This is a genomic window from Aliiroseovarius sp. F20344 (assembly GCF_023016155.1).
Classification (GTDB): domain Bacteria; phylum Pseudomonadota; class Alphaproteobacteria; order Rhodobacterales; family Rhodobacteraceae; genus Aliiroseovarius.
In genome coordinates, this window is the sequence record NZ_JALKBG010000006.1 from 402,786 (window position 1) to 428,270 (window position 25,485).

Sequence of the window (25,485 nt, forward strand, 5' to 3'; positions counted from 1 at the left end):
AGTTAAGCAGGTGTTAAGCAAAAGGGAGGCCGTGAACAAGGGTGCTGGCCGTGAAACTCCTAATCCGGATAGAGGAAGAACGTGGACGGTTCCTGATTTGGGCACCGTTGTTTTTTGGTGCGGGCATCGGCCTTTACTTCGCACAATCTCAAGAACCCAACATCATCACCTACACCGTATTGGTTTTGCTTGGCCTTGCTGGCTTGGTCGGCGTATGGCTTTGGCCGTGGGGAATCGGGCCACTGGCGCGCGCTCTGATCTGCGTGGTTCTCGGCTTTTGTGTTGCAGGTGCACGTGCCCATTGGGTCGCCGGGCCGGTGCTGGATTTTCGGTATTATGGCCCGGTTGAAGGGCGCATCGTTGCAATGGATCGATCCCAGTCGGATGCGGTGCGTCTGACCATGGATCAGGTGCGGTTGAATGATGTGGCCCCTTGGAAAGTACCGGATCGGGTTCGTGTCTCATTGCACGGGGATCAGGGCTATCTTGACCCGGCGATCGGGCAGCGTATTGCCCTGACGGCGCACCTTTCAGGACCAAACGGCCCGGTAGAGCCGGGGGGCTTCGATTTTCAGCGCATGGCGTGGTTTCGCGGCATTGGCGCGGTTGGCTATACGCGGACACCAGCACTGCTGCTACTGCCACCAACAAGCGAGATTTCATTAGCCGTCGCGCGACTGCGACAGAAGATTGCAAACCGTGTGCGCGCTGTGCTTCCGGGCGAAAGCGGAGGCTTTGCTGCGACGATTACAACGGGCGATCGGTCGTCAATGGATCGCGCAACGATCGAGGCCTTGCGGGGCTCAAACCTTGCGCATCTCTTGGCCATTTCGGGCCTTCATATGGGCCTGCTGACCGGGTTTGTCTTTCAGGCAATGCGCGTTCTGATGGGGCTTTGGCCACGACTTGCACTGAATGCCCCTGTGAAGAAGCTGGCAGCCGTGACGGCCATTGGGGCAGGTGTGTTCTATCTTGCGTTATCCGGGGGAAGCGTCGCGACCATGCGGGCCTTCATCATGGTCACAACCATGTTCGTCGCGATCCTGTTTGACCGGCACGCGCTTACGCTGCGAGCGGTCGCGATGGCGGCATTGATCGTTCTGGTCTTGACCCCAGAAGCTTTGACCGAACCGGGCTTTCAGATGTCTTTCGCGGCGACCGCCGCTCTAGTTTCTGTATTCGCATGGCTTCGTGATCGCTCACGCTCTGAAACCGCGCGCAGGCTTCCCGGTTGGGCAAGACCGATTGCCGCTGTTGTGATTTCCTCTGCCGTAGCGGGGCTTGCAACCGCACCGATTGGGGCGGCGCACTTCAATCAAGTCAGCCATTACGGGCTGGTCGCCAATTTGTTGAGCGTGCCGATTATGGGCGCTGTGATTATGCCCTTGGCCGTGTTGGCAGCGCTGCTTTCGATCTTCCGGCTCGAGGCGCTGGCCCTTTGGTTGATGGACTATCCAATTCGCTGGATCCTGTGGGTTGCAGAAACAGTGTCGTCGCTGGATGGGGCAGTTGGAAAGGTGCCGTCGCCTCCATCCTTGGTGCTTCCTTTGTTGGCAGTGTCTGGAATCTTGCTGATTTTACTGCGTGGGCGCGAGAAATGGGTCACCGTTTTTCTGTTCGTGTTCATGGCTTTCAGCTGGGCCAAGGTTGATCGACCGGAAATCCTGATCAGTGAAACCGGCGGGCTTGTTGGCGTTCTGACGGATCAGGGTCGTACCCTGTCGAAACCGCGTGGCGAAGGATTTGCTGCGCGGTCATGGTTGGAAAATGACGGTGACCCGGCTTCCCAAAAAGCCGCTGCTGAGCGAGCGGGTTTTCTGGGCCAGAAAGGAAAGATGCAGATCGATCTTTCCTGGCTCTCATTGGTCCACCTCACCGGACGTGGTGCCGAAACCCGACTTACCCAGGCGTGCTCCAACGGTGATCTGGTGGTGCTTTCAGCATGGCGCAAAGGGGATATCCCAGACGGTTGCGATGTGCTTGACCGAGAGTTTCTGGCCAAAAGCGGCGCGGTTGCGATCAGGACTACATCTGAGGGATGGCGGGTAATCCCCTCGCGCCCAGATGACGTTTCCCGTCTTTGGACGCGGGCACGCTGATTGCATATTGCCCGGTCGGAGCTTTACCCCTAGCTTTCGGCGAAAGGAGAGTTCCATGGTCGAAACCGCCGGGCGGATCACACTTTGGGGGGTTGAAGTGTTTGTCGCAATTGCTGATGAGCAATCGATCTCGGTGGCGGCGCGTCGATTGGGAGTAAGCCCGTCTTCGGTCAGCCAGCAACTGACCAATCTTGAGGGCGCGCTGGGAACCAGCCTGCTGGATCGCTCTGCCCGTCCTATCACGTTGACCGTGGCGGGATCGCTGTTTCTGAAACGCGCGCAGACCATCCTGAACGAGGCAGAGCAGGCCAAAGCGGAACTGACCCTTGGCGCCATGTCGCAACTGTCACGCCTTCGACTTGGAATGATCGAGGATTTCGATGCCGACGTGACGCCACGCCTGTTGGCTGAGGTAGCTGGCCACCTGAAATCCACGCGGTTTTTGCTGGAAACGGGGGCGTCGCATCGTCTGCATGACCAGTTGGATGCGCGCGCTTTGGATGTGGTTGTTGCCGCCGACACCGGGGTTTCTGCCCCATGGATGGAGGTTCACCCGCTGCTTGAAGAACCCTTCATAGCCGCCGTGCCAAAGGGCGTGATCGGGACGCGAAATCCGGCTGACGTGTTAAAGGATCTGCCATTGGTACAGTACACTGCAAGACACCATATGGGGCGGGTCATTTCTAACCATCTGGCGCGTCAAAATCTGAGGCTGGACAACCGCTTTGAACTGGACAGCTATCACGCCATCATGGCGATGGTGGCAAGCGGCGCTGGCTGGACAATCATCACACCCCTCGGGTTCTTGCGTGCACAACGTTTTCGGGACGCGGCGGATTTGATTGAACTGCCCTTCGCGCCCCTTACAAGGCGCATCAACCTTGTCGCGCGCAAGGATGTTCTGGGGGAATTGCCCAGTGATCTGGCAGCGAAGTGTAAGACACTTCTTGACCAGCTTATCGTCAATCCCGTGGTCGGTGCCTATCCGTGGCTGGACGGAAACTTGCGGGTCCTGTGACCCCTTTAGGCCGCAGAACATTTCTTTCGGGATTTCACGTCGTCAATTGCTGCCGTTATGGCGTCGGCAATGAAATCGAGCTCAGGCTTCTTCAGACGCACAGGTAATCGGGTGTCGCAAGCCCGCGACAGCATCGCGCGTGTTTTTGGCAGTGGACCTTGATCTCCAATGAACTGCCAGTTCCAGAAGGCGCGGGCGTTGTCTTCGCTCATGCCAAAGACCTGGACGCTTACACCGCGTGATTTCGCAGCCTCTTGAAAGGCGCGCGTTTCATCATCCGTCACATCTATAAGGTTAAACTGGATGGAATCTGGTGCACGCGTTTCCGGGACCAAAGGCGCGGGGACCGAAATCCAAGGGCATTTTTCAAGCTTGGCTGCCACATAGTCATGATTGCGCAGCCCGTCGGTGACGCGGCGGTCGAGTTCACCCAGTTGCGGACGAATAACTGCGGCCGAGAGGTTGGACAGGCGCGTGTTGTAAAGCGGCAGTTTGTTTTGCCAACGCGCAAAGGCATCTTCCAGATCGGTCGAGTTCTCGCCACGCGGTGTTTTGTGCTTTTTCCAGTTGTGTTCATAGGCGCCAGACATGATCACGGCGCGGGCGGCAAGCTCGGCGTCATCGGTGATCAGGATGCCACCTTCGCCCGCGTTCAGCATCTTATAGGACTGGAACGAAAAGCAGCCGATTTTACCAATCGTACCGATCTTGCGCCCATGCCAGCGCGTGCCCAGCGAATGGGCTGCGTCTTCGATCACGGGTATTTCTGCCGCATCGCACAGCCGCATAATCGCATCCATGTCCGAGGTATGACCGCGCATGTGGCTGATAATCACGGCACCGACGTCTGGCGTCAGCTTGGCCTCAAAATCCGTCATGTCGATGCGATAATTGTCCTGCACTTCGACCAGAACCGGGGTGCAATCCGCGTGTACAACGGAACTGGGGACCGCTGCAAAGGTAAAGGCCGGTATCAACACTTTGGTATTGCGTGGCAAGTCGAGCGCCTTCAGGGACAGAAACAGTGCAGCCGAGCAACTGGCCACAGCCAGCGCATATTTTGCACCCATCATCTTGGCAAACTCGGTTTCAAGAAGGGCAACGGGGGCATCTTCAGGGGCGGTGTAGCGGAAGAGATCACCTGATTGCAGCAGCCGGTCAATCTCAGCGCGGGCAGATTCTGGAATGGGTTCCGCATCATGAACGTTCGGTGGTGTGTCCATCGCGGAGTGCGGGTCCAGTGTCATGCTGTCTCCTCTTTCGACGCCTGCCTTTTCGGCTTTTTCGAAAAGCAATTTCATAAAACATAAAAGAGACATGTGAGTCTGGCCAGAGAATTCGTTAGCTTCTTGAGGGCGAAATCTCTGTTTTTGTTGTGCTGTTGTCACATAAATTCAGGGTGTCGCGTTGAACGTGCGAGGGAATAGAAAACACACCCTCACACCAGCAAGCTTGTGAGACCGACTATTGCAAAGGAGTTAGGTGATTTCTCAGTCGGACGGTGGTCAGGACTTCAGAACGGCTGCCATCTTTTCGGCGAAAAGCGCGTTGTCCGTCGTTGTTTCCAACGCGTCCACGGCTTTTTCCAGCAGATCATCCGGCACATTCCCGCGCCCACGATGCTCGATCAGCCCGGCAACAAGTGGCGCTGTGAATTCCGGGTGAGGCTGAATGGTCAAAATCTTGTCGCCGATCATCATCGCTGCGTTCTCGCAAAAATCGGTTGAGGCGATGATCTCGGCCCCGGCAGGGGTTTCAACGACCTGATCCTGATGCCAGGCGTTCAAGGCCAGAGACGTGTCACCGAAGTCATACTCGGTACGTCCCACAGACCAGCCGCCATCAAATTTCTCAACCTTGCCACCCAGAGCTTGCGCGATGATTTGATGCCCAAAGCATACGCCGACCAAGGGTTGCCCTGCGTCACGAATATCGCGGATCAGGGCCTCTAGCGGGGGGATCCAGTCATGATCCTCATAGGCACCGTGTTTTGATCCGGTGATTAGCCAACCATCGGCGGCGTCCGTGCCGGACGGGAATTCACCATCCACGACCGAGAAGATCTGAAATTCAAAACCGTGCCCATCCAACAGGCGGGTAAACATCTCGCCGTAGTCACCAACGCTGTCGCGCAGTTCGTCAGGGGAATGGCCAGCTTGCAGAATGCCGATTTTCATATTGCACCGGATTTGATCAAATTACCGAAAAGTCTTTTCTGACCTATCCGAGCTTCGGAATTTGAGCAAGTGCAATCTTTCGCAAAGATCAGCGGAATAAGGTGCGCATGAAGCTTGGGCGTCGGATGGTGGCCTGTGGAAGATGGCGATTCAGCCGTTTCCCAATCATGCCATACACGGTGATGACCATCAGCGTCAGCAGGATGAAGTAAAACGCCAAGATCGGGTAGGGGATAAACGGGTTGAATGTCTTATCCGCAAAGTAGCTGGCGTAATATAGCGCGTCGCCCTTTTGACCACGCACAGGGAAGCTTGAGAAGCTCACAAGCGCGGTTCCGTGAAACAGAAAGATCGCTTCGTTCGTGTATGATGGCCATGCCAGACGCAGCATCGTGGGCCACGTGATGCGTTTGAAGCGGTTCCAACCGGTGATCCCATAGGCATCCGCAGCCTCCAAGTCGCCCTTAGGGATGGACCGGAGTGCGCCATAGAAGATCTCGGCGGAATAGGCGGCCGTGTTGAAAAACAAGACCAACGTTGCGCCCAGCCAAGCTGACGTCAGCGGCTGGAGGATTGGGAAGCTTTGCTTGAGCGAGAGGAACACCGCGTAAGCGAAGAAAAACTGAATAAACAGCGGCGACCCACGGAACACGTAGATGAAAAACTCTGCCGGTTTGCGCAGCCAGCTGTTGGTGCTGTTCTTCGCCATGGCCAGTCCCGTGGCGGCAAAGAAGCCAAACAACAGCGCGACAAGCCCGTAATAGACGTTCCAGATCATGCCTGATCCGATCAGCGTGAATTGTTCACACAGCGTATAGTCTTCGCGCGGCAGCAAGCGTTCGCCATAGCCGATCGAGCGTAATGCGTAATCCTGGATGGTTTGTGCGCAGCTCATTGGGCAGCCTTCCTTTGGGCTTCACCCGCAGCGGTTGCCTGACCATGGGACAGCCGCACCGTGATACGCTTGAACACACGCTCGCTTACTGACGTGAGCATCAAGTAGAATACCAGCAGTCCGAAGAAATAGTAGGCGTGCCAATTGCCATGTGGGTAGTCCGAGAACTTAGGGCTTTTGGTGGCACCCAGTTCCCGTGCCCAATAGACAATATCTTCGACCCCAAGCAGGAACAGAAGTGGGGTTGCCTTGATCAGGATCATCCAAAGGTTTGACAGGCCGGGCAGGGCGTAAACCCACATTTGCGGAACGAGAATGCGCCAGAAGGTTTGGCGATGCGACATGCCATAAGCTTCGGCCGTTTCCAGCTGCGCACGCGGAACGGCTTTCATCGCGCCAAACAGAACGTTGGCTGCAAAGGCTCCGAACACGATTGCAAATGTCAGGACGGCAAGGGAAAAGCCATAGGTCTCGTGCACCCATTGGGGGCTGGTCGAGAGCGGCAATTTGGCCTGAGCGCAGACGACGAAATCGTTGCCTTGTCGGATCGGCTCGGACCAGTCAGGGCATTTTGCCTTGTGGCGTAGATATTCAAACGCCTGATCCAAAGCGATCACGAAGAACATGAAGAAGACGATGTCCGGGACGCCGCGCACAATGGCCGTGTAGCCCTTGCCAAGAAGGCTTAAGGGTAGAAAGCGGGACCGGGCAGCGGTGGCCCCGGCAAAGCCAAACAAAAGCGCCACGGGCGCGGTGATTGCCAACAACACCAATACTGTCGCAAAGGACGAATAGAACGCCATGTGCTTGCCTGTGGTCAGGTAGCAGCTCAGCCATTGAAGGCCTTCAAGCGTAGAAGGATCGGTGCAGTAGGAAAACATCGCGCGTGCAGAGTGTCCGCTAGATATACAGGGCCCGCATGCGTTTGCACACGGGCCCTGAAATTACATTACCACTGAGAAGAAACTTCCCACTTGGCGATCATGGTGTTCAGCGTGCCATCGTCTTTCATCGACTGAATGGCTTTGTCGAACATTGCGCGCAGTTCGCCATCGCTTTCGCGGATGCCCATACCGACGCCACCGCCGATTTGCTCCATACGCTCAAGCAGCATCAGACCATCAGCACCAACCATGGTGTCGAGGAAAGATTTGTCCGCAAGAACAGCATCAGCTTCGCCGTTTTTCACAGCTGCGACGGTTTCTTCCGGGGTTGCGAATTCAACCAGCGTCCAGCCTTGCTCGGCCACAAAAGCAGCCTGAATGGTGGTGGCCTGAGCCGCGACAACAGCTGAAGACGGGTCTACGTCAGCCGACATAGCTGCGTAGGCCGAGGGATCTGGCGGGGTGTAAGCTTGGGTGAAGTCGATGACTTCGTCACGCTCGTCTGTGATCGACATGCCCGCGATGATGGCGTCGTAGTTGCCGGATACGAGGTTTGGAATGATGGTGTCCCATTCGTTCTTAACCCATTCGCATTTCAGCTCGGCGCGCTTGCACAGCTCGTCGCCCAATTCGCGCTCGAAGCCGTCGATTTCGCCGGCATCGTTTACGAAGTTCCATGGTGCATATGCACCCTCGGTGCCAAGACGCACGGTTTTGCCGTGGCCGTCAGCCATTGCGAAGCCAGCCGTAAGGGCCAGTGCCGCAGTCGAGACGATCAGTTTTTTCATGATTTACTCCCTGGTTTCATTGGTTGTTTAAACTTGTCTCAAACGGGTTGCGAGTGAGACAGGAATTGCTTCAAGCGCTCGCTTTTCGGATTGGTGAACAGCTTTGCCGGGGCGCCTTCTTCTTCGACCAGACCCTGGTGCAGAAACACCACGTGGTCTGACACGTCATGGGCCATGCGCATGTCGTGGGTTACGATGATCATTGTCCGGCCTTCGCTGGCCAGATCCTTGATCACCTTGACCACTTCCTGTTCAAGTTCCGGATCAAGCGCCGACGTCGGTTCATCGAACAGAAGCGCTTTGGGTTCCATGCACAGGCCACGCGCAATCGCCGCGCGTTGTTGTTGGCCGCCAGACAGTTGCGCCGGATAGACATCGCACTTGTCCCCGATGCCGACCTTTTCAAGATATTCGCGGGCTTTCACCTCGACCTCGGCCTTGTCGCGGCCAAGGACAGTCACCGGGGCTTCCATCACGTTTTGCAGAATGGTCATGTGCGACCACAGATTAAACTGCTGGAACACCATGGAAAGGTTTGTGCGGATCCGTGTGACCTGCGCGCGGTCTGACGGGTGCCGGTTCAGGCCATGGCCCTTCCACTTGATCGGTTCGCCTTCGAAACGAATGTCGCCTTGCTGGCTTTCCTCAAGCAGGTTCGCACAGCGCAAAAGAGTGGATTTTCCGGATCCGGATGATCCGATCAGCGACACAACATGTCCCCGCGGCGCAACCAAATCGACGCCTTTCAAAACTTCCAGCGAACCATAGCTTTTATGCAGGTCGCGGATTTCGATCACGTATGAAGTGTCGGCGGTATCTTGGTCAGTATTGTCGCGAGGCACGAGTGGTTCCGGCATAAGTCAGGTTTTGTGAGCACCGAGTAGGGAGTAAATCCTTCTGGATTGCAACGGCGAAATGACGGGGAAGTCGCGTAAATACGGGTGGAATGTCGGATTGAGTAGCAGAATGTCGGATTGAGTCCGATGTGCTCAACACGGGGTTGAGATGCGCGGGATCATCACGCTCTGCTTTGACCGCAGAGGGAATCAAGCCAAATTTGGAATTGTACCCTACGCGGATTTCGCGGCCCGCTGTCGCGCCAGATTGCTTTGCATGTCGCTAATTCCAAGGAACTTGGGAATCATCCTCATCAACGCATCTTCCTCGGATGCGCGTTCGCCATCGGCCAAAACGATGGTCCAAGCGGCTTCAAGAATTGCGATGCGGTCTTCCAGAGGAACGGCCTCTTTCACAGCGTTGGTGAAACGGATCGTGTCAGGGGCTTCAGCCTCAAGCTCTTCTGCTTGTTTGCGAAGAGCCATTGCCGCGTCGCCTGAAAGTCCGTGCCGCTGCGCAAGGATGCGGTCGATGGCTTGCTGTTCTGAGGGATCATAGTCGTGATCTGCCCGCGCAAGGCGCACAAGTATGGCCGCCACGGCAAGACGCGCATCGCCGTCTGGAAGCGGCTCGACTATCGGTTGGGTCAGTTTCTCAAGGATTGATCGGAGCATTCGTCTTACTTGGGTGCGGCACGCAAGATGCCAAGCCCACCCCACTTCACTTAATCGTCATAGCCTTCGACGATGATCAGATCGCAGATCGCCACATCATCACGGAATTTCTTTGCGGCCTGATATCCGTCGCTGCCATAGCAATCGCGGGCGGCTTGATAGCTTGGGAACTCGATCACAACGTTGCGTGAACGCGATGTGCCTTCAACCGTTTCGAAATCCCCGCCGCGTACGATGAAGCGCGCGCCATATTCGGCGAAAGGGGCGGCGTTGGCTTTCACGTAGTCCATATATCGGTCGAGGTCTTGTACATCAACGCGCCCGATCCAGTATCCTTTAGCCATCTCTGCCACCTTTTTCAGTTTGTCAGAGCTTCCAGTGAATAGCGGATGTCGTCAATCGCAATTCCGCCCGGATCACGATGGGTCAGAGTAATGGCGTGGATTGGGTGTGAGGATAGGAAGCCAAAGTTCTGAATGCCCGTGTCCGGGAAGACTTCTTCTTCGTGCATCAATTCGCCATTGGCATCGAAGAAGTGCAGCCAGATGGGACCGGGGGCAGGGCGGCTGCCCAACGGGTCGCTGTAATCAGCATGAAGGCGCAGTGCGAAGGCGGAAACGGGCAATTCGAAATCGAAGGCCAAGGCACCCTCGCCTCGGCCAGAGCGTTTGGCGAACCCGTCAGGACCCAACGGAAAGGCGGCGTTTGATCCAAAACCGGCGTGATAAGCCACAGCCAAGGATGCTTCGTCCCCCACATAGACGGAGATCGGAGTTGTTGGAGAGCCACTGAGCACATCAAACCCATCCCTTCCGTAGTTCACCTGCCCCGCAAGGCCTTCTCCAAGCGTCATTCCGGGCGCATGTAACAGCCCGTGGATGGCTTGGCCGGGTTCAGGAATGGTGGGGAAGGCTTCGAAATCCAACAGGCCTGCGGTTTGTGCCGCGACAACATCATAAGGCGCTGAAACCACGGTTTGCGCCACGGCCATGTTCGCGGAAAGGCACAATGTCAGGAGCGCCCCAAGCCTCATTTCACCGTGATTTCACTGCGTGGCACACCCGTTGCATCTGCCACACGTGTCACCAAATCCGCTTCTTCATCTCGCAATACACCATCAGCCAATGACACCTGCCAAAGGGCGGTGATGACCTTCACGCGCTGCTCAAGCGGCATGGTGCCTTGAACCAATTTCGCCAGTCCTTCGGTTGAGCCTGCATCTATCTCATGCTGTTCGCATTCCGCGCGCAGTTTGGCCGCGTCAATTGGCTTCAAACCATAGTGGCGGGTGAAAAGACGGTCGATCCGGGCGATCTCGGCCAGCGCATAGTCCGCATCCGCACGCGCGAGCCGCACGAGTAGAACACCCATGGTGCGCTGTGCATCTTCGGTCCAGTTGGGTTCAGTCATCGGGTTCTCCCTATTGATCCTGACCCTATTGAAGCACATCCGCAAAGAAAAGGGCGGGGAGAACCCCGCCCGTTTGTCCATTTGTGATCTGCGTTAGACCAGACGTTCGATCTCTTTCGCGGCACGCACGAAATCGGCGAAAAGAGGCGCCGGATCAAAGGGTTTCGACTTTAGTTCCGGGTGGAACTGGACGCCGATGAACCACGGGTGATCTTTCCATTCGACAATTTCAGGCAGGCGGCCATCGGGCGACATGCCCGAGAAGATCAGCCCGCATTTCTCCAGCTGTTCGCGATACTTGGTGTCGACCTCATACCGGTGACGGTGGCGCTCCTCGATGGTTTCAGACCCGTAGACTTCCGCCACTTTCGACCCCGCGGTCAGCGCGGCGGTATAAGCGCCCAAACGCATCGTGCCACCCTTGTCGTCCGAGACCTTGCGCTTAACCTTGTAGTTGCCCTGCACCCATTCCTTCAGGTGATAAACGACAGGGGTAAAACGCGTCTCGCCCGCTTCATGGTCAAACTCTTCCGATCCCGCGTCGGTAATGCCCGCTACGTTGCGTGCAGCTTCGACCACCGCCATTTGCATGCCCAGACAGATGCCCAGATAAGGGATCTTGCGTTCGCGAGCGAACTGGGCAGCCTTGATCTTGCCTTCAGTGCCGCGTTCGCCAAAACCGCCAGGCACGAGGATGGCGTGGAAACCTTCCAGATAAGGTGCGGGGTCTTCCTTGTCGAAGGGTTCTGCGTCCACCCATTCCAGCTTTACGCGGGTCCGGTTGGCCATACCGCCATGGGTCAGCGCTTCTTTGATCGACTTATACGCATCCTCAAGCTGGGTGTATTTGCCCACCACGGCCACGCGGACCTCGCCTTCGGCGTTGTGAATGCGGTCTTCTACGTCTTCCCAACGGCTCAGGTCGGGTTTGGGCGCGGGGGCGATCTGGAAGGCGTCCAGAACGGCCTGATCGAGACCCACATTATGATAGGCCATCGGGGCCTCATAGATCGACTTCAGGTCATAGGCCGGGATGACCGATTCCTGGCGCACGTTACAGAACAGGCCAATCTTGGCGCGTTCCTTATCGGGGATCGGGTGTTCCGAGCGGCAGACCAGTACGTCCGGTGCGATACCGATCGAGCGGAGTTCTTTCACGCTGTGCTGTGTGGGCTTTGTTTTCAGCTCACCTGAAGCTGCCAGATAGGGCAGCAGGGTCAGGTGCATAAAGATACACTGCCCGCGCGGGCGCTCTTGGCTAAACTGACGGATCGCTTCAAAGAAGGGCAAGGCTTCAATATCGCCTACGGTGCCGCCGATTTCACAGAGCATGAAATCGACCTCGTCATCACCAATTTCGATGAAGTCTTTGATTTCGTTGGTCACATGCGGGATCACCTGGATCGTTTTGCCCAGGTAATCGCCACGGCGCTCTTTTTCCAGAACGGTGGTGTAGATGCGACCAGAGCTGACCGAATCCGTATTACGGGCGGCCACGCCGGTGAAGCGTTCATAGTGGCCCAGATCCAGATCGGTTTCCGCGCCATCGTCGGTAACGAACACTTCGCCATGCTCAAAGGGGCTCATCGTGCCGGGGTCGACGTTCAGGTACGGATCCAACTTGCGCAGGCGCACTGTATATCCTCGCGCTTGCAAAAGCGCACCAAGTGCCGCTGAGGTCAGACCTTTTCCTAAGGAAGAAACAACACCGCCGGTGATGAAGATGTAACGTGCCATATGGTTGGCTGCCCCCGTGAATAAGGCGTCGTTGCGCCGAAAAATCTGGTTAAAAGATGCGCAGGTTTAAAGACAGAATCTGCCACTGCGAATCCATACTCCACGGGATTAAAGATATAATCGATTCCGGCCCCCCGCGCAACCGGATCGTCTAGATGATGGGGTGCTTTTGCACCCGGCATCTAAGTCTTGTGTGGGTTCTCTATCGTCCGGTTTTTAAGGAAAAAACCGGTTCGATAGTGTAAAGCGGGCAGTCAGGCCTGCCCGATTGATCAATCCGCACGTGGCGGTGTCAGGCTTTCATCCGTGTTCACGGGGGGCAGCAGGTCGCTGACATCCGGAACGGCCGGTGTTGCCTCGCCCTCAGCAGCAGGGGTTTCAAGCCCAAGCGCATCCACGACCGAGCTGTCGGCCGAGTTCTTGGCGGAAATGATCGTAAGCGTGATCGAGGTTACCAAAAAGGCAATCGCGAAACCCCAGGTCAGTTTGCCCAACGCCGTGGCTGCACCACGTGACGACATAACACCGCCGCCTCCGCCGCCACCAATACCAAGGCCACCGCCCTCAGAGCGCTGCAAAAGCACGATCCCGATCAGCCCAAGGGCAAGGATCAGGTGAATGACGAGGATGACGTTTTCCATATGGGGCGTTTCCCGTGATTTGGGTTCGTTCGATCTGCCGGGGTATGTAGGCGAAAAGAACGCGAGGCGCAAGCCGTGCGGACCCTGATTGCGACCTTTCTACATTCGCAGCGATTTCACCTTTCGCTGCGGAAGATGTGCCGCTATACCGGGCCGGGTTTTCTTTGAGATAGGAAAAAGACCATGGCAAATGTCGTCGTTGTAGGCGCCCAGTGGGGCGATGAAGGAAAAGGCAAGATCGTTGACTGGCTCAGCGAACGTGCCGATGTGATCGCGCGCTTCCAAGGGGGGCACAATGCGGGCCACACTCTTGTGGTGGACGGCGAGGTTTATAAGCTGCATGCGCTGCCTTCGGGTGTTGTGCGTGGCGGCAAGCTGTCGGTGATCGGCAACGGCGTCGTTCTGGACCCGTGGAACCTGCTGAAAGAGATTGAGACGATCTCGAAGCAGGGTGTTGATATTTCACCAGAAACGCTGATGATCGCAGAAAATACTCCGCTGATCCTTCCGTTCCATGGCGAACTTGATCGCGCACGGGAAGAAGCGGCCTCGAAGGGGACCAAGATCGGAACCACCGGTCGCGGCATCGGGCCTTGCTATGAAGACAAGGTTGGCCGCCGGGCCATCCGCGTTGCAGATCTGGCAGATGATGCAACGCTTGAGGCGCGTGTGGATCGCGCTCTGCAACACCACGACCCGCTGCGCAAAGGTCTGGGAATTGAACCCATTGACCGCGACGCGCTGATCGCGCAGCTGAAAGAGGTTGCTCCGTCCATCCTGAAATACGCCGCCCCCGTTTGGAAAGTGCTGAACGAAAAGCGCAAAGCGGGCAAACGTATCCTGTTTGAAGGTGCTCAGGGCGCGCTTTTGGATATCGATTTCGGCACATACCCCTTTGTGACATCGTCAAACGTGATTGCCGGTCAGGCCGCGACGGGCGTTGGGATCGGGCCGGGCTCGATCGATTATGTTCTGGGCATTGTGAAAGCCTATACGACTCGCGTGGGCGAGGGTCCGTTCCCGACCGAGCTTCTGAACGCAGACGGCACGCCTGATGTGGACGGGGATCGACTGGGCACGCGTGGGCACGAATTTGGCACCACAACGGGTCGCCAACGTCGTTGTGGCTGGTTTGATGCCGCTTTGGTACGCCAGACTTGCGCGACCTCGGGTGTTACAGGCATTTCATTGACCAAACTGGACGTTCTGGACGGGTTTGAGACCCTGAAAATCTGTGTTGGCTATGATCTGGATGGCAAGCGACTGGACTATTTGCCGATTGCTGCAGACGAACAGGCGCGCTGCAAGCCCATTTATGAAGAGATGCCCGGCTGGTCGGAATCGACCGAAGGTGCGCGCAGCTGGAATGATTTGCCTGCAAACGCGATCAAATACGTAAAGCGGGTGGAAGAGCTGATCGACTGCCCCGTGGCACTTCTGTCCACCAGCCCGGAGCGGGATGACACCATCTTGGTGACTGACCCGTTTGCGGACTGATCAAATGGCGTTGGGTTACAAAGCACGCAAACGTCTGGCCATTCTGGTGCTGGTTGTTGGGCTGCCGCTTTACATCATTGCGGCAGTTTGGGTGGTCAGCCTGTTTAATCGCCCACCGATCTGGGCCGAATTCCTTGTTTATGCGGTGCTGGGATTTCTTTGGATGCTGCCCCTGAAAAAAGTGTTCCTTGGTGTTGGCAAAGCTGACCCGGATGAGGATGAAGCAAACTATCCCCATGATCCTGCAGGGAAATACGCCCTGAAAAGCAAAGATCAGGAATAAAAAAAGAAGGCCCCGAAATTCGGGGCCTTTCTTATTCTTAGCGCATCAGCTGCTTCAAGCAGTTTGAAGATCGTTGCGTTCAATGCTTGTCAGCGAATAGCAGCCTTGAGCGACTTTCACGATGTCACCGTCGCGTAGAAGGCGACCAAAGGCACGCAAAGCATCTTCGCGCGAAATGCCACCATCCACATCAAGCTGAGTAACCAGTTTCACCACCTGCGGGCGGTTGAAATGCGGCAAGCCTGACTTTTCAGTGACGAAGTTAGCAGCGGCGCGCATGTGGCCCGCAGTGTCAGCTGGGTCGATATCTGCAACCAGAGCTTTATACTCGCTCAGCTCTGGGTTTTGCGCAGCTGCAGGCTCAACATCGGGGTCAGCTTCCGTGGCACCAGTGCGTTTGCGTGCAGCACCCGTATTCACCCGGCGAGGGCGAATGATACGATCACGCAACGATTTGGCTTTAGACGCTGGTTCAGGCTGAACTTCTGCTTCAGCAACCCGTTGTTCAGACACCAATACCAGAGGAGAGGCGCGACGCGCTTCGTGCTTCTCTTCGGGTGCCGGCTCGGGGTCAGGAGCTTTAACCGCCTGTGCAAGATCACTACGGTAAGCCGTTTCCTGAACTTCTTCGGGGCTTTCACCGTGCTCATCACCATCGGTTTTGTCAGCACGTGTGGCCTGTACAGCAGCCTTCAAATGTCCGATCGAGCTGCGGCGGCGCGATGCTTCCTGGCTGTCCATATGTGTGTTGGTTTCAGCAAGAATACGATCAAGCGCGGTATCATCCTGAGCGGCTTCCTGTTCATCAAATACCTGAGCACGACGTTCGCGGCGCGCGTCCATCCGGCTTTCTGCCTCCATCGACGACAACAGAGATTCGATTTCGTCGTGCAGTTCATTTTCCTGAGCAGGTTCTTCTTCAAAAACCTCTTCATCTTGCATCTTATCAGCAACGCGGAATGCATTATCCAGCGCAAGCGGAGGAAGCGGGGCCGTGTTAGTCGACAACTCAACTTGCTCTTCGATTTCCGCGCGGGTTTCTGCCTCGACCTGAGCCAGTTCGGCGATCAATGCTGCTTCTTCTTCGTCGCTCAAACCGGATTCTGCGTTTTGCGATGCGACTTCAGCCTGTGTATCAGCTGCGTCGATATTGTCCGCAATATCAGCACTAAGGTCAGAACCAGGCGTTTGGGTTTGCTCGATAACAACTGCATCCGGTCCATCTTCGCGGCGCTGACGTCTTACACGCAGGACACGCGTGACCGGCGCTGTTTCTTCAGCGCTTTCATCAACATTGTCGTTCTCTGCAATGGCATTCATCGTTGCAGCCAAGACAGGGGCTACCGATTTTGCGACATCACTTGCCGAAGTCGATTGTTCAGCTTCAGCAACATCGTCTTCCCGAGCAACTTCTGCTGTAGGAGTGTCTGCTTCGACCGATTGCTCCGGCTCTACATCATTTTGCACAAGCTGATCTTTGACGCGCTGGCGCTTGGCCTGACGTGCAATGTGTTCTTCTGTCACTTCGTCCTGGTCAGCCGAGGTTTCGCGGCCGTGGTTGCTGATCAGGTCATCAAAGCTGTCCAGATCGTCCTGATCATTCAGGAACTGTTCTTCTGTGTTGGCGGCGTGCTCGTCTTCCAAGAACTCATCTGAAGACGAGGAGGTTTCAGCAGCAGCTGCACGCAACAGGCTGAGTTTCGCCAAAGCGTCGTCTTCGGCAGCATCCTTGTCAATTCTGGTCTTAAGCTGAGTCACTTTGTTCATCGGTTCAGGGGACAATGCAACTTCGTGCATAACCTCAACCGCAGGAACGGGCTTTTCAATCTCGGGCTGCTCTACCTTGTCTTGGCTTTCCAGATCTTCGCTGCTCTGACGCAGGATGACCTTCTGATCCTCAATCTGCGCATCAACCTGTTTGTGCGATTCACGTTCAGCGATCTTGTGAAGAACGGCGGCATCTGGTTGCACTGGTTCAGCACCGAAGGATCGGTCCGACTCGGCCAAACCACGGAAGTATTCGGCAATAGATTTCATTGCACCGAACGGGTCATCAAACCCTTCCAGAGTACAGGAAAAAGTGCCATACGAGACCGTGAGGATCTTGTTGTTTACCATTTAAAACTCACTTTCTGAACCAGAACGACGACAAGGAACATTTCAATAAGTATGCTACTAAAATTGCGCAAAACCGCGATGCGGGCGGTACATTTTTGCGGCTGAAATGTGGCAGCAGTATGGAATAAGGTCAATATCTACCATGAGTGGTCGAGATTCGCGTTTTTCAGCAGGGGTTACGTTGCTTGGCGGTGGAAAGTCTTGCGGACAAGATATTGAAGAATCACTAACTCTGGCTCCGAATCTGATTGGTGTAGACGGGGGGGCGGACCGGGCACTTGAGTTGGGGCTGTCCATGAAGCTGGTGTCTGGTGATTTCGATTCCATATCCAAGGCAACACGCGCAGCACTTGATCCCGACATTATGATCGAGACGCCTGACCAGAACCGCACGGATTTCGACAAAGCGCTCGATCTGGCGGACGCCCCAGTGATCTTGTGTGTGGGGTTTACCGGCAAACGCATGGATCATCAGTTGGCGTGCTATTCCGTTTTGGTACGGCAAGCAAAACGGCCCGCAATTCTAATCGGGGATGAAGACATATGTTTTCACCTGTCGCATGACGTCACGCTGGATTTGGCTAAAGGCACCCGATTGTCGCTTTTCCCAATGGCACAGGTTGTAGCGACTGCGACCGGATTGCGTTGGCCGGTCGAGGCGCTGGAGTTTGCACCTTGGGGGCAGATCGGCACTTCAAACGAAGTAACGAACGGCCCTGTCAGGCTCTCTGCTGAAAGTGACGGATTGTTGGTGATCCTGCCCCGAGACTGTTTGCATGATGTCGTACGTGTGCTGTGGCAGGGCGACCCTGCGCACTGCCCTTAGGCGTCAGCAGTTCGGAACGTTGACGGCTAAGCCGCCAAGTGACGTTTCCTTGTACTTCTCCATCATATCCTGTCCGGTTTCGAACATGGTTTTGATGCAGGCATCCAGCGGAACCAAATGGGTGCCATCACCACGCAGAGCAAGCGAGGCAGCTGATACAGCCTTGATCGCGCCCAGCCCGTTTCTTTCGATGCATGGTACCTGCACCAGTCCACGGACGGGGTCGCAGGTCAGGCCCAAATGGTGTTCAAGTGCGATTTCCGCGGCGTTTTCAATTTGCTCAGGTGTGCCGCCCATCACGGCACAGAGCCCAGCAGCCGCCATCGCGCTGGCAGACCCAACCTCGGCCTGACAGCCAGCTTCTGCGCCAGAAATCGACGCGTTGTGCTTCACGATGGCACCAATCGCCGACGCGGTGAGCAGGAAATCATGAATGCGCGAAGGGACCGCCCCTGGAACATGGTTCAGCCAGTAAAAGACCACGGCTGGCAACACACCTGCCGCTCCATTGGTTGGGCTGGTGACGACTTGACCCCCAGCAGCGTTTTCTTCGTTCACCGCCATGGCGTAAACGCTCATCCAGTCATTGATCGTATGAGGCGCGGTCAGGTTCAGGCCTTGCTCTGCGATCAAGCTTTCGTGGATCGCTTTGGCCCGACGTTTGACCAAGAGGCCGCCGGGCAGAATACCCTCGTTGCTCAATCCGCGCTCAATGCAGTTTTGCATAACCTCCCAGATACGATCTAGGTTCTCGGCCAGCGTTGCCGGTCCCATATGAACCAACTCATTGGCCCGCTTCATATCCGCGATGCTTTTGCCAGATGCTTTCGCCATTTCAAGCATCTGAACGGCGTTTTCGAACGGATAGGGGTGGATTTTGGCGTCCTGCGCATCCATGACGGCTTCTTGCGCCTGCTCCGCTTCGGTCACAACGAATCCGCCGCCGATGGAGTAATAGGTCTCGCGCACAACGATGTCCCCTTGGGCATCCGTTGCCATCAGCTGCATGCCATTGGCGTGGCCGGGCAGGGGGTGCTCATAATCGAATACCAGATCCGTCTTTGGGGCGAACTTGAGTGTCCCAAGTCCTTCTGGTTCAACCGTTCCGGTAAGTTCAATCTCTGCAAGGACGTCTTCGGCTTTGGCGTGTTCATAGGTGTCAGGCAGGAACCCTGCGAGCCCCAAAACGGTGGCGCGGTCCGTGGCGTGCCCGACCCCGGTGAAGGCAAGCGAGCCGTGAAGTGAGGCTTTTAATCCATGTACCTCAAATGGCTGTTCACGCAGCAGGTCCAGAAAACGTGCGCCAGCAACCATTGGACCCATCGTGTGGGACGAGCTGGGGCCAACCCCGACTTTAAACATGTCGAACACGGACAGGAACATTTTGACCTCACTTGAATACCGTCAGACCATTGTGCGTTTTTTCGGGCTGAGCGCGCGCGGAAAAGCGACGTTTTTTACGCCAATCGCGTTCGGCGTCAGTCGGGACGGGTCAGCACGAAGACCGCGCCCGCACCCATCAAGGTGGCCTGGGCCAGAAGCACCCACCACGTTGCGCCAAGGATCAACGAGGCGACAAACACAAGCGTCATCATGCTGACCGCAAGCGTCTTGGCCCGACGCGAGATCGCCCCGCGTTCCTCCCAGTCCTGAATGGCGGGTCCGAAATGGGCATGTTCGATCAACCAGGCCCGTGCGCGCGGGCTGCCTTTTCCAAAGGCAAAGGCTGCAACAAGCAAGAAGGGAGTTGTGGGCAACACTGGCAGGATAACACCTAGCAGCCCCAACGCCACAGCGCTCCAGCCTAGAAGTATATAGAAGAGCTTTCCCATGACCTACGCCCAGTGCCATCACAACACGCGCGGCGTGTCAGTGTTCGCGGCAACCATCTGGTGTCGCCGCTGAAATGTCCAGAAGCATATAGCGATTACAAAGCCGCACCTTCCGGTGGTTGCGCGGGTGAGGGGACCGTAAGCGGCGTCGCCCCCAAACCCTCTGCTTGGATGGCCGCTTGCATCGAGGCGCGCTGTTCGATCTTTTCGGCAAGGTCACGCAGGCGCGGCCAATCTGTCAGTGAAAACCAGTCTTCATCCTTGAGATAGAGCGCAAACCAACGCAACGGCACAGTCACATAGAAATCGAGTGCGGTTGGCTCATCCGCTCCGAACCAGCTATGCCCTTGGTCAAGCAATGCTTCAAAACGATCAAGGTGTTCGCGCAGGCGCATTGAAACCAAAGCTCGAAACTCATTCGCGGGCCCGGCCGCAAATCGTTCGGCATAAAAGTGCTGCCGCAGATCGTTCTGCAAGCCATTTGACGCCACCATCAACCAAGACAAAAACAGGCCGCGTTCAGGGCCGTCTTTCGCTGGCGCAAGCCTTTCCGCCCGATCAGTCAGCCACAGAATGATCGCCGCGGTTTCAAATATAACGCCATCAGCTGTCTCCAGCGCGGGAATGGTCCCCATCGGATTGACCTGCAAATAGGCAGCACTGCGCTGGGCGTTGCTGGCACGGTCTACCAATACGGTTTCATAGGGCTCGCCCAACTCCTCAAGGACAAGGCGAATGATCAGGGAGGCATTGTCTGGGGCATAATGAATCTTCAACATTGGGTTAGCCAAACAGACTATCGGCGGAAAAACCATTAAAAACCGACGGGTTGATGCGCGCTCTCGCCAATGAAGGGTGCGCATATTATATATTGCGCCACAGTAGCTTTGCCAAAAAAAGGGATTCGAAGCCATGCCCGCAGAACTTTCGCCGATTGATATGGCCAAAAGTAATGCCGCCAAATACGCCGTTCAGTTTGTCGAAGATGGCATGCGCGTTGGGCTGGGCTCTGGCTCGACCGCTGCTTGGATGGTGAAATATCTGGGCGAGCGTGTGAAGCAGGGCGGGTTGAACATCGTTGGCGTTCCGACAAGCACCCGTACGGCGGAATTGGCCCAAAAGGCTGGTTTGCGCCTGACCACTTTGGACGAAGCCAAATGGCTGGACATGACCATTGATGGCGCGGACGAATACGATGCTGAACTGACCTTGATAAAAGGCGGCGGTGGGGCTCTGTTGCAGGAAAAGATCGTGGCGTCGGCCTCGGATCGAATGATCGTGATCGCAGACGATTCCAAGCTTGTGGCGCATCTTGGTGCGTTTCCATTGCCGATCGAAGTTGTACCCTTCGGTTTGCAGACCACCCGCGCCACGGTCGAGGCCGTTTTGGACGGAATGGATGTTTTGGGATGGGACGCCACGCTTCGCATGCAGGATGACGAACCTTTCGTTACAGATGAAGGCAATCGCATCATTGACTTGCATCTGAAACGCATTGGCGATCCGCGTCATCTGTCGCTGGCCTTGAACCAGATACCCGGCGTGGTTGAGAATGGATTGTTCATTGATATTTGCGACATGGTTATTGCCGGACAAGGGGATGGCCGTATCGAAGTCACGGATTTGACCGCTGGGTCCATCGAGCAGGTTTTTGTAGAACCCGATCTGGACACGAACATCTTTGCAGACATCTGATCGTGACCCTGCGCGGAAACGTGATGATTGTGTCACCGCAGGGGGTGGAAAGCCCTGATCCAAACGCCTAGCTTTCAGCCAAAGCAAACTCGTAGTGATGCACACCCAACCGGGTGGGGCTTGAAAGGCAAATGGATATGAGCGGATTTGACTATGATCTCTTCGTAATTGGTGGTGGATCGGGCGGCGTGCGCGCGGGTCGTGTGGCCGCTGAAGGGGGGGCTAAGGTGGCCCTGGCCGAGGAGTTCCGCATGGGCGGCACCTGCGTCATTCGCGGCTGCGTTCCTAAGAAGCTGATGGTCTTTGCCTCGCAACACGGGCCGGCCGCGACGGATGCTGCCGCTTACGGCTGGAAAGGCAATGCGCGTGGTGAGTTCGACTGGAAGGGTACCTTCCGCCCCGCACTGCATGCCGAGCTTGAGCGGCTTGAAGGGATCTACACGCGCAACCTTGGCAATTCCGGCGCAGATATTTACAGCGCCCGCGCCGTGGTGAAAGACGCCCACACGGTTGAGCTTTCTACCGGCGAGACGTTCACGGCCAAACACATCCTTGTCGCCACAGGCGGACGCCCCTTTATCCCCGACACGCCGGGTGCAGCGGAGCTGGGCATCACCTCGAATGAGGTTTTCAATCTTGAAGACTTTCCCAAGCGTATTTTGATTGTTGGCGGTGGCTATATCGCGACCGAGTTTGCCTGCATTTTCAATGGGCTGGGAAGTCACGTTGCGCAATGGTATCGCGGCGCCCAGATCCTGCGCGGCTTTGATGACGAAGTGCGCGGTTTCCTTGCCGAGCATATTCGTGAGCGCGGTGTCGACCTGCATGTTGGCCTTGAAGTCGAGCGGATGGAGCGTCGCGACGGTGCCATCTGGGTAAAAGGCACAGATGGGCGTGAAGAGGTCTTTGATCAGGTGCTCTTTGCCACAGGACGTGTGCCCAACACCGATGGGTTGGGGCTAGAAGAAACTGGTGTGAAACTTGGGCGCGGTGGCGAGGTGGTCGTGGATGATTACAGCCAGACCTCGGTTCCATCGATCTACGCCGTGGGTGACGTGACCAATCGTATCACGCTGACCCCTGTCGCGATCCGCGAGGGCATGGCCTTTGTGGAGACCGTCTTTAACGGAAACCCGACCAAGCCTGACCACGAAAGTGTTGCATCGGCAGTGTTCACGCAACCGGAATATGGAACGGTTGGCCTTTCCGAAGAAGATGCGCGCGCGCAAGAGAAGATCGACGTTTACTGCGCCGCCTTCCGGCCGATGCAGAAAAGCTTCATCGGATCGAACGAACGCGTGTTGTTCAAACTGATCGTATCGCAGTCCACGCAAAAAGTTCTGGGCGTGCACATCGTCGGTGATGGCGCAGGCGAGATGATCCAGCTGGCCGCCGTGGCTGTGAAAATGGGCGCAACGAAAGCCGATTTCGACCGTACTGTGGCTGTGCATCCGACCATGTCGGAAGAGATTGTGTTGATGAAGTCGCCCACCCGAAGCGACTGATTGCGGCCCTAGATCACGATAAACATATGAAAAGGGGGCGCATTACGTCCCCTTTGCCTTGAAATTTGCTGCCCGAAGGGCCAGTTATGAGCGCGAAACCCTGTTTTAAGACGGAAGGAATTGGACCAGATGGCCAGCGATAATGGCGGTCCCTGGGGCGGCGGTGGAAACCGTGGCGGCTCTGGCGGGCGTCCCCCCTCGAATGGTGGTGGTAACCGTGGCGGCAACGAGCCGCCGCAGATGCCCGAAATTGACGAGCTTGTGAAGAAAGGCCAAGAGCAACTGCGTGTGCTCATGGGTGGCCGAGGCGACAGCCGCAAAGGTGGTGGCCAAGGCGGCCAAGGCGCCGGCGGCCCTGGGATTGGGCGCGGATCGATCCTATTGGTGGCGCTTGTTGCTGTGGCGGTCTGGGTTTTTGCCAGTTTCTACCGCGTCGACACGTCGGAACAATCGGTCGAACTGCTTTTTGGTGAGCGCTATGGCGTCGGCCAAGAAGGTCTGAACTTCGCCCCGTGGCCCGTTGTGACCAAAGAGATCTATCCGGTAACACGTGAGAACGTGATCAACATCGGCGATGGCACGTCTGAAGGGCTGATGCTGACTGGTGATGAGAACATCGTTGATATTGATTTTCAAGTTGTATGGAACATCTCAGACATCGAAGCTTTCGTCTTCAACCTTGCCGCGCCCGAAAACACCATCCAAGCGGTGTCTGAATCGGCGATGCGTGAGATTATCGCCCGTTCGCGTTTGGCCCCTGTCCTGACGTCGGATCGTGGTGTGATTGCGCAGGATCTAGAAGAGTTGATCCAATCGACATTGGACGGATACGAATCTGGTGTGAACATTGTTCGTGTGAACTTTGACCGTGCTGACCCTCCAGCCGAAGTGATCGACAGCTTCCGCGAAGTTCAGGCCGCTGAACAGACCCGCGACACGTTGCAAAAACAAGCGGACGCCTATGCGAACCGCGTTGTCGCAGCTGCGCGTGGTGAAGCAGCCCAGCAGCTTGAACAAGCTGAAGGGTATCGTGCGCAAGTCGTAAACAACGCCGAAGGTGAGGCCGCGCGCTTTATCTCGGTCTACGAGGAATACGCCAAGGCGCAGGATGTAACCCGCAAGCGTCTGTATCTGGAAACGCTCGAGAAGGTTCTGTCCAATGTCGACAAGATCATTCTGGATGAAACCGTTGGTGGCGATGGCGGCGTCGTGCCCTATCTGCCGCTCAATGAGTTGAACAAACGCAGCGAGGAGACGAAGTAATGAAACGTACTCAGATTCTTCTTTTCGTCCTGGTCGCCGTCGTGCTTGGTGTGTTGCAGGCTGTTTACATCGTTGACGAACGTCAAAAGGCCTTGCGTCTTTGGTTTGGTGAGGTGCAGGCCGAGATCTCGGATCCCGGGCTTTATTTCAAAATTCCCTTCCTGCACGAGATCATCAAATATGATGACCGGATCTTGCCGTTGGACACACGCAAACTTGAGGTTACGCCGGCAGATGGTCGCCGTCTTGAAGTGGATGCGTTCGCCCGTTGGCGGATTGCAGATGCCAAGCAGTTCCGCCGTGCGGTGGGCGCAAGCTCGATCGCTGGTGCTGCACCGCGTCTTGAGCGGATCCTGAACGCAGAGCTGCGCGAGGTGCTGGGTAAAGTGAACTCGGGCGTTGTGCTTTCAGCGGATCGTGTTGTTTTGATGAACCAGATCCGTGATCAGGCCCGCAGCCAAGCGTTGTCGCTTGGTGTTGACATCGTCGACGTGCGGATCAAAAGCGCCGACCTGCCTCAGCAGAACCTTGAAGCCACGTTTGAACGTATGCGTGCGGAACGTCAGCGTCTAGCTGCGGACGAGATCGCCCGCGGTAACGAGGCGGCACAGCGTCTGCGCGCAACGGCAGACAGAACTGTGGTCGAAACCGTTTCGGAAGCCCGCAAAGAAGCTCAGATCATTCGTGGTGAGGCCGACGCCCGCCGTAACGCGATCTTGGCCGATGCGCTGGGCCGTGATGCAGAGTTCTTTGCCTTCCTGCGTTCGTTGGAAGCGTATGAGAAATCGCTGACCGGTGGGAACTCTTCGCTGGTGATCACACCAGACAGCGAGTTCTTCGACTATCTGAAATCGGATACGGTTCGGTGATGTCGACAATCTTGTTTGGCATCGGGCTTGTGCTCGTGATTGAGGGGCTGGTGTTCGCACTGGCCCCTTCGCGTTTGGATGATCTCGTCGCCATGATGGCCGCGATGAGCCGCGATCAGCGCCGCTTGATCGGGATTGCCGCTTTGGCGTTGGGCGTTCTGGCCGTTTGGGTTTCGGGCGTTCGGCTCTAGCAACGCAGTTTTTAGCGAATTGGTGCCGACTTTGGCCCACAAATTGATGCCTGTTTAACCGGTTTATCTGGCCTAACCGGCCTGCTCACAAGCTCTTACAGGTTTTCACATAGCGGTGAGGTCGCCTTCCAAACTTTGCGTTGCGCTTTTGCGCGCCTATCTAGAGACTATCATTCAAACGGACATATCATCCGGCAAGTATCGAAAAGGAGAGTAGTGTGAGAGCGCAGGCATACGCCCTAAGGC

General features: G+C 56.2%; 26 protein-coding genes. 10 read left to right on the plus strand and 16 right to left on the minus strand.

What is annotated here, in order from left to right; genetic code table 11:
• Positions 1-50 precede the first annotated feature (50 nt).
• On the plus strand, positions 51-2,099 hold the full coding sequence (locus MWU55_RS07745; RefSeq protein ID WP_246935423.1) for a ComEC/Rec2 family competence protein: 2,049 nt from the start codon (positions 51-53) through the stop codon (positions 2,097-2,099).
• Positions 2,100-2,154: 55 nt separating this feature from the next.
• Positions 2,155-3,117, plus strand: coding sequence for a LysR family transcriptional regulator (locus MWU55_RS07750; protein ID WP_246935430.1), 963 nt, complete (start codon positions 2,155-2,157; stop codon positions 3,115-3,117).
• Positions 3,118-3,122: 5 nt separating this feature from the next.
• Here MWU55_RS07750 and MWU55_RS07755 read toward each other — a convergent pair whose 3' ends face one another.
• The 12 genes from MWU55_RS07755 to secG all read right to left on the minus strand — a co-directional run bounded on the left by MWU55_RS07755 (position 3,123) and on the right by secG (position 13,160).
• Entirely contained in the window at positions 3,123-4,340 is a 1,218-nt protein-coding gene (locus MWU55_RS07755; RefSeq protein ID WP_246935706.1) for an aminotransferase class I/II-fold pyridoxal phosphate-dependent enzyme, read from the minus strand.
• Between the two features lie 282 nt (positions 4,341-4,622).
• On the minus strand, positions 4,623-5,294 hold the full coding sequence (locus MWU55_RS07760) for a type 1 glutamine amidotransferase (protein ID WP_246935431.1): 672 nt from the start codon (positions 5,292-5,294) through the stop codon (positions 4,623-4,625).
• Between the two features lie 88 nt (positions 5,295-5,382).
• On the minus strand, positions 5,383-6,189 hold the full coding sequence (locus tag MWU55_RS07765) for an ABC transporter permease subunit (protein WP_246935433.1): 807 nt from the start codon (positions 6,187-6,189) through the stop codon (positions 5,383-5,385).
• Positions 6,186-7,070 carry an ABC transporter permease subunit gene (locus MWU55_RS07770; protein ID WP_246935435.1) on the minus strand — a complete coding sequence of 295 codons (885 nt, stop codon included), beginning with the start codon at positions 7,068-7,070 and terminating at the stop codon, positions 6,186-6,188. The genes MWU55_RS07765 and MWU55_RS07770 overlap by 4 nt, the downstream gene beginning before the upstream one ends.
• A 68-nt stretch (positions 7,071-7,138) precedes the next feature.
• Positions 7,139-7,861 (minus strand): transporter substrate-binding domain-containing protein, encoded by a 723-nt coding sequence (locus MWU55_RS07775; protein ID WP_246935437.1) that lies wholly within the window; start codon positions 7,859-7,861, stop codon positions 7,139-7,141.
• Between the two features lie 38 nt (positions 7,862-7,899).
• Positions 7,900-8,718: an amino acid ABC transporter ATP-binding protein gene (locus MWU55_RS07780; RefSeq protein WP_246935438.1), complete on the minus strand. Its 819-nt coding sequence runs from the start codon at positions 8,716-8,718 to the stop codon at positions 7,900-7,902.
• Between the two features lie 213 nt (positions 8,719-8,931).
• Complete coding sequence (locus MWU55_RS07785; RefSeq protein ID WP_246935440.1) at positions 8,932-9,372, minus strand: TerB family tellurite resistance protein; 441 nt, start codon at positions 9,370-9,372, stop codon at positions 8,932-8,934.
• A 50-nt stretch (positions 9,373-9,422) separates the two neighbouring features.
• Positions 9,423-9,716 (minus strand): DUF1330 domain-containing protein, encoded by a 294-nt coding sequence (locus MWU55_RS07790; protein ID WP_246935442.1) that lies wholly within the window; start codon positions 9,714-9,716, stop codon positions 9,423-9,425.
• 14 nt (positions 9,717-9,730) lie between these two features.
• Positions 9,731-10,363, minus strand: coding sequence for a hypothetical protein (locus MWU55_RS07795; protein WP_246935443.1), 633 nt, complete (start codon positions 10,361-10,363; stop codon positions 9,731-9,733).
• A 38-nt stretch (positions 10,364-10,401) separates the two neighbouring features.
• Positions 10,402-10,782, minus strand: coding sequence for a TerB family tellurite resistance protein (locus MWU55_RS07800; RefSeq protein ID WP_246935445.1), 381 nt, complete (start codon positions 10,780-10,782; stop codon positions 10,402-10,404).
• Positions 10,783-10,875: 93 nt separating this feature from the next.
• Positions 10,876-12,519, minus strand: coding sequence for a CTP synthase (locus tag MWU55_RS07805; protein ID WP_246935448.1), 1,644 nt, complete (start codon positions 12,517-12,519; stop codon positions 10,876-10,878).
• 272 nt (positions 12,520-12,791) lie between these two features.
• Entirely contained in the window at positions 12,792-13,160 is a 369-nt protein-coding gene (gene secG / locus MWU55_RS07810; RefSeq protein ID WP_246935451.1) for a preprotein translocase subunit SecG, read from the minus strand.
• Between the two features lie 183 nt (positions 13,161-13,343).
• Between secG and MWU55_RS07815 the strand changes: the two genes are divergently transcribed.
• Positions 13,344-14,657 (plus strand): adenylosuccinate synthase, encoded by a 1,314-nt coding sequence (locus MWU55_RS07815; RefSeq protein ID WP_246935452.1) that lies wholly within the window; start codon positions 13,344-13,346, stop codon positions 14,655-14,657.
• A gap of 4 nt (positions 14,658-14,661) precedes the next feature.
• Complete coding sequence (locus tag MWU55_RS07820; RefSeq protein WP_246935454.1) at positions 14,662-14,940, plus strand: DUF2842 domain-containing protein; 279 nt, start codon at positions 14,662-14,664, stop codon at positions 14,938-14,940.
• Positions 14,941-14,994: 54 nt separating this feature from the next.
• Here MWU55_RS07820 and MWU55_RS07825 read toward each other — a convergent pair whose 3' ends face one another.
• Positions 14,995-17,058: a hypothetical protein gene (locus MWU55_RS07825; RefSeq protein ID WP_246935456.1), complete on the minus strand. Its 2,064-nt coding sequence runs from the start codon at positions 17,056-17,058 to the stop codon at positions 14,995-14,997.
• A gap of 142 nt (positions 17,059-17,200) precedes the next feature.
• On the opposite strand from MWU55_RS07825, the gene MWU55_RS07830 reads away from it, so the two are divergent.
• The gene (locus MWU55_RS07830; protein ID WP_246935458.1) at positions 17,201-17,884 is read left to right on the plus strand and encodes a thiamine diphosphokinase; all 684 of its coding nucleotides are present in this window, start codon (positions 17,201-17,203) and stop codon (positions 17,882-17,884) included.
• Positions 17,885-17,887: 3 nt separating this feature from the next.
• On the opposite strand, the gene MWU55_RS07835 is transcribed toward MWU55_RS07830, so the two are convergent.
• From MWU55_RS07835 to MWU55_RS07845, 3 genes are all read right to left on the minus strand, one after another.
• Positions 17,888-19,267: an L-serine ammonia-lyase gene (locus MWU55_RS07835; protein WP_246935467.1), complete on the minus strand. Its 1,380-nt coding sequence runs from the start codon at positions 19,265-19,267 to the stop codon at positions 17,888-17,890.
• Between the two features lie 95 nt (positions 19,268-19,362).
• Positions 19,363-19,716: a YbaN family protein gene (locus MWU55_RS07840; RefSeq protein ID WP_246935469.1), complete on the minus strand. Its 354-nt coding sequence runs from the start codon at positions 19,714-19,716 to the stop codon at positions 19,363-19,365.
• Positions 19,717-19,811: 95 nt separating this feature from the next.
• Entirely contained in the window at positions 19,812-20,495 is a 684-nt protein-coding gene (locus MWU55_RS07845) for a glutathione S-transferase family protein (protein ID WP_246935471.1), read from the minus strand.
• A gap of 133 nt (positions 20,496-20,628) precedes the next feature.
• On the opposite strand from MWU55_RS07845, the gene rpiA reads away from it, so the two are divergent.
• The 5 genes from rpiA to MWU55_RS07870 all read left to right on the plus strand — a co-directional run bounded on the left by rpiA (position 20,629) and on the right by MWU55_RS07870 (position 25,239).
• Entirely contained in the window at positions 20,629-21,411 is a 783-nt protein-coding gene (gene rpiA, locus MWU55_RS07850; protein WP_246935472.1) for a ribose-5-phosphate isomerase RpiA, read from the plus strand.
• Between the two features lie 137 nt (positions 21,412-21,548).
• Positions 21,549-22,916 carry a glutathione-disulfide reductase gene (gene gor / locus MWU55_RS07855; protein ID WP_246935474.1) on the plus strand — a complete coding sequence of 456 codons (1,368 nt, stop codon included), beginning with the start codon at positions 21,549-21,551 and terminating at the stop codon, positions 22,914-22,916.
• Between the two features lie 129 nt (positions 22,917-23,045).
• Positions 23,046-24,179: an FtsH protease activity modulator HflK gene (gene hflK / locus MWU55_RS07860; RefSeq protein WP_246935480.1), complete on the plus strand. Its 1,134-nt coding sequence runs from the start codon at positions 23,046-23,048 to the stop codon at positions 24,177-24,179.
• Complete coding sequence (locus MWU55_RS07865; protein ID WP_246935481.1) at positions 24,179-25,048, plus strand: protease modulator HflC; 870 nt, start codon at positions 24,179-24,181, stop codon at positions 25,046-25,048. Before hflK ends, MWU55_RS07865 begins: the two co-directional genes overlap by 1 nt.
• Positions 25,048-25,239 (plus strand): DUF2065 domain-containing protein, encoded by a 192-nt coding sequence (locus tag MWU55_RS07870; RefSeq protein ID WP_246935482.1) that lies wholly within the window; start codon positions 25,048-25,050, stop codon positions 25,237-25,239. Before MWU55_RS07865 ends, MWU55_RS07870 begins: the two co-directional genes overlap by 1 nt.
• Positions 25,240-25,485: the final 246 nt, after the last annotated feature.

Excerpts from the sequence above, each read along its gene's own strand:
- MWU55_RS07790 (WP_246935442.1), bottom strand. The coding sequence starts at position 9,716 with ATGGCTAAAGGATACTGGATCGGGCGCGTTGATGTACAAGACCTCGAC.
- MWU55_RS07760 (WP_246935431.1), bottom strand. The coding sequence starts at position 5,294 with ATGAAAATCGGCATTCTGCAAGCTGGCCATTCCCCTGACGAACTGCGC.
- MWU55_RS07785 (WP_246935440.1), bottom strand. The coding sequence starts at position 9,372 with ATGCTCCGATCAATCCTTGAGAAACTGACCCAACCGATAGTCGAGCCG.
- MWU55_RS07835 (WP_246935467.1), bottom strand. The coding sequence starts at position 19,267 with ATGTTCCTGTCCGTGTTCGACATGTTTAAAGTCGGGGTTGGCCCCAGC.
- MWU55_RS07795 (WP_246935443.1), bottom strand. The coding sequence starts at position 10,363 with ATGGCCGTGGCGCAAACCGTGGTTTCAGCGCCTTATGATGTTGTCGCG.
- gor (WP_246935474.1), top strand. The coding sequence starts at position 21,549 with ATGAGCGGATTTGACTATGATCTCTTCGTAATTGGTGGTGGATCGGGC.
- hflK (WP_246935480.1), top strand. The coding sequence starts at position 23,046 with ATGGCCAGCGATAATGGCGGTCCCTGGGGCGGCGGTGGAAACCGTGGC.
- MWU55_RS07800 (WP_246935445.1), bottom strand. The coding sequence starts at position 10,782 with ATGACTGAACCCAACTGGACCGAAGATGCACAGCGCACCATGGGTGTT.
- secG (WP_246935451.1), bottom strand. The coding sequence starts at position 13,160 with ATGGAAAACGTCATCCTCGTCATTCACCTGATCCTTGCCCTTGGGCTG.
- MWU55_RS07775 (WP_246935437.1), bottom strand. The coding sequence starts at position 7,861 with ATGAAAAAACTGATCGTCTCGACTGCGGCACTGGCCCTTACGGCTGGC.
- MWU55_RS07755 (WP_246935706.1), bottom strand. The coding sequence starts at position 4,340 with ATGGACACACCACCGAACGTTCATGATGCGGAACCCATTCCAGAATCT.
- MWU55_RS07780 (WP_246935438.1), bottom strand. The coding sequence starts at position 8,718 with ATGCCGGAACCACTCGTGCCTCGCGACAATACTGACCAAGATACCGCC.
- MWU55_RS07770 (WP_246935435.1), bottom strand. The coding sequence starts at position 7,070 with ATGTTTTCCTACTGCACCGATCCTTCTACGCTTGAAGGCCTTCAATGG.
- rpiA (WP_246935472.1), top strand. The coding sequence starts at position 20,629 with ATGCCCGCAGAACTTTCGCCGATTGATATGGCCAAAAGTAATGCCGCC.
- MWU55_RS07830 (WP_246935458.1), top strand. The coding sequence starts at position 17,201 with ATGAGTGGTCGAGATTCGCGTTTTTCAGCAGGGGTTACGTTGCTTGGC.
- MWU55_RS07805 (WP_246935448.1), bottom strand. The coding sequence starts at position 12,519 with ATGGCACGTTACATCTTCATCACCGGCGGTGTTGTTTCTTCCTTAGGA.
- MWU55_RS07845 (WP_246935471.1), bottom strand. The coding sequence starts at position 20,495 with ATGTTGAAGATTCATTATGCCCCAGACAATGCCTCCCTGATCATTCGC.
- MWU55_RS07820 (WP_246935454.1), top strand. The coding sequence starts at position 14,662 with ATGGCGTTGGGTTACAAAGCACGCAAACGTCTGGCCATTCTGGTGCTG.
- MWU55_RS07765 (WP_246935433.1), bottom strand. The coding sequence starts at position 6,189 with ATGAGCTGCGCACAAACCATCCAGGATTACGCATTACGCTCGATCGGC.
- MWU55_RS07870 (WP_246935482.1), top strand. The coding sequence starts at position 25,048 with ATGTCGACAATCTTGTTTGGCATCGGGCTTGTGCTCGTGATTGAGGGG.
- MWU55_RS07750 (WP_246935430.1), top strand. The coding sequence starts at position 2,155 with ATGGTCGAAACCGCCGGGCGGATCACACTTTGGGGGGTTGAAGTGTTT.
- MWU55_RS07865 (WP_246935481.1), top strand. The coding sequence starts at position 24,179 with ATGAAACGTACTCAGATTCTTCTTTTCGTCCTGGTCGCCGTCGTGCTT.
- MWU55_RS07825 (WP_246935456.1), bottom strand. The coding sequence starts at position 17,058 with ATGGTAAACAACAAGATCCTCACGGTCTCGTATGGCACTTTTTCCTGT.
- MWU55_RS07840 (WP_246935469.1), bottom strand. The coding sequence starts at position 19,716 with ATGGGAAAGCTCTTCTATATACTTCTAGGCTGGAGCGCTGTGGCGTTG.
- MWU55_RS07815 (WP_246935452.1), top strand. The coding sequence starts at position 13,344 with ATGGCAAATGTCGTCGTTGTAGGCGCCCAGTGGGGCGATGAAGGAAAA.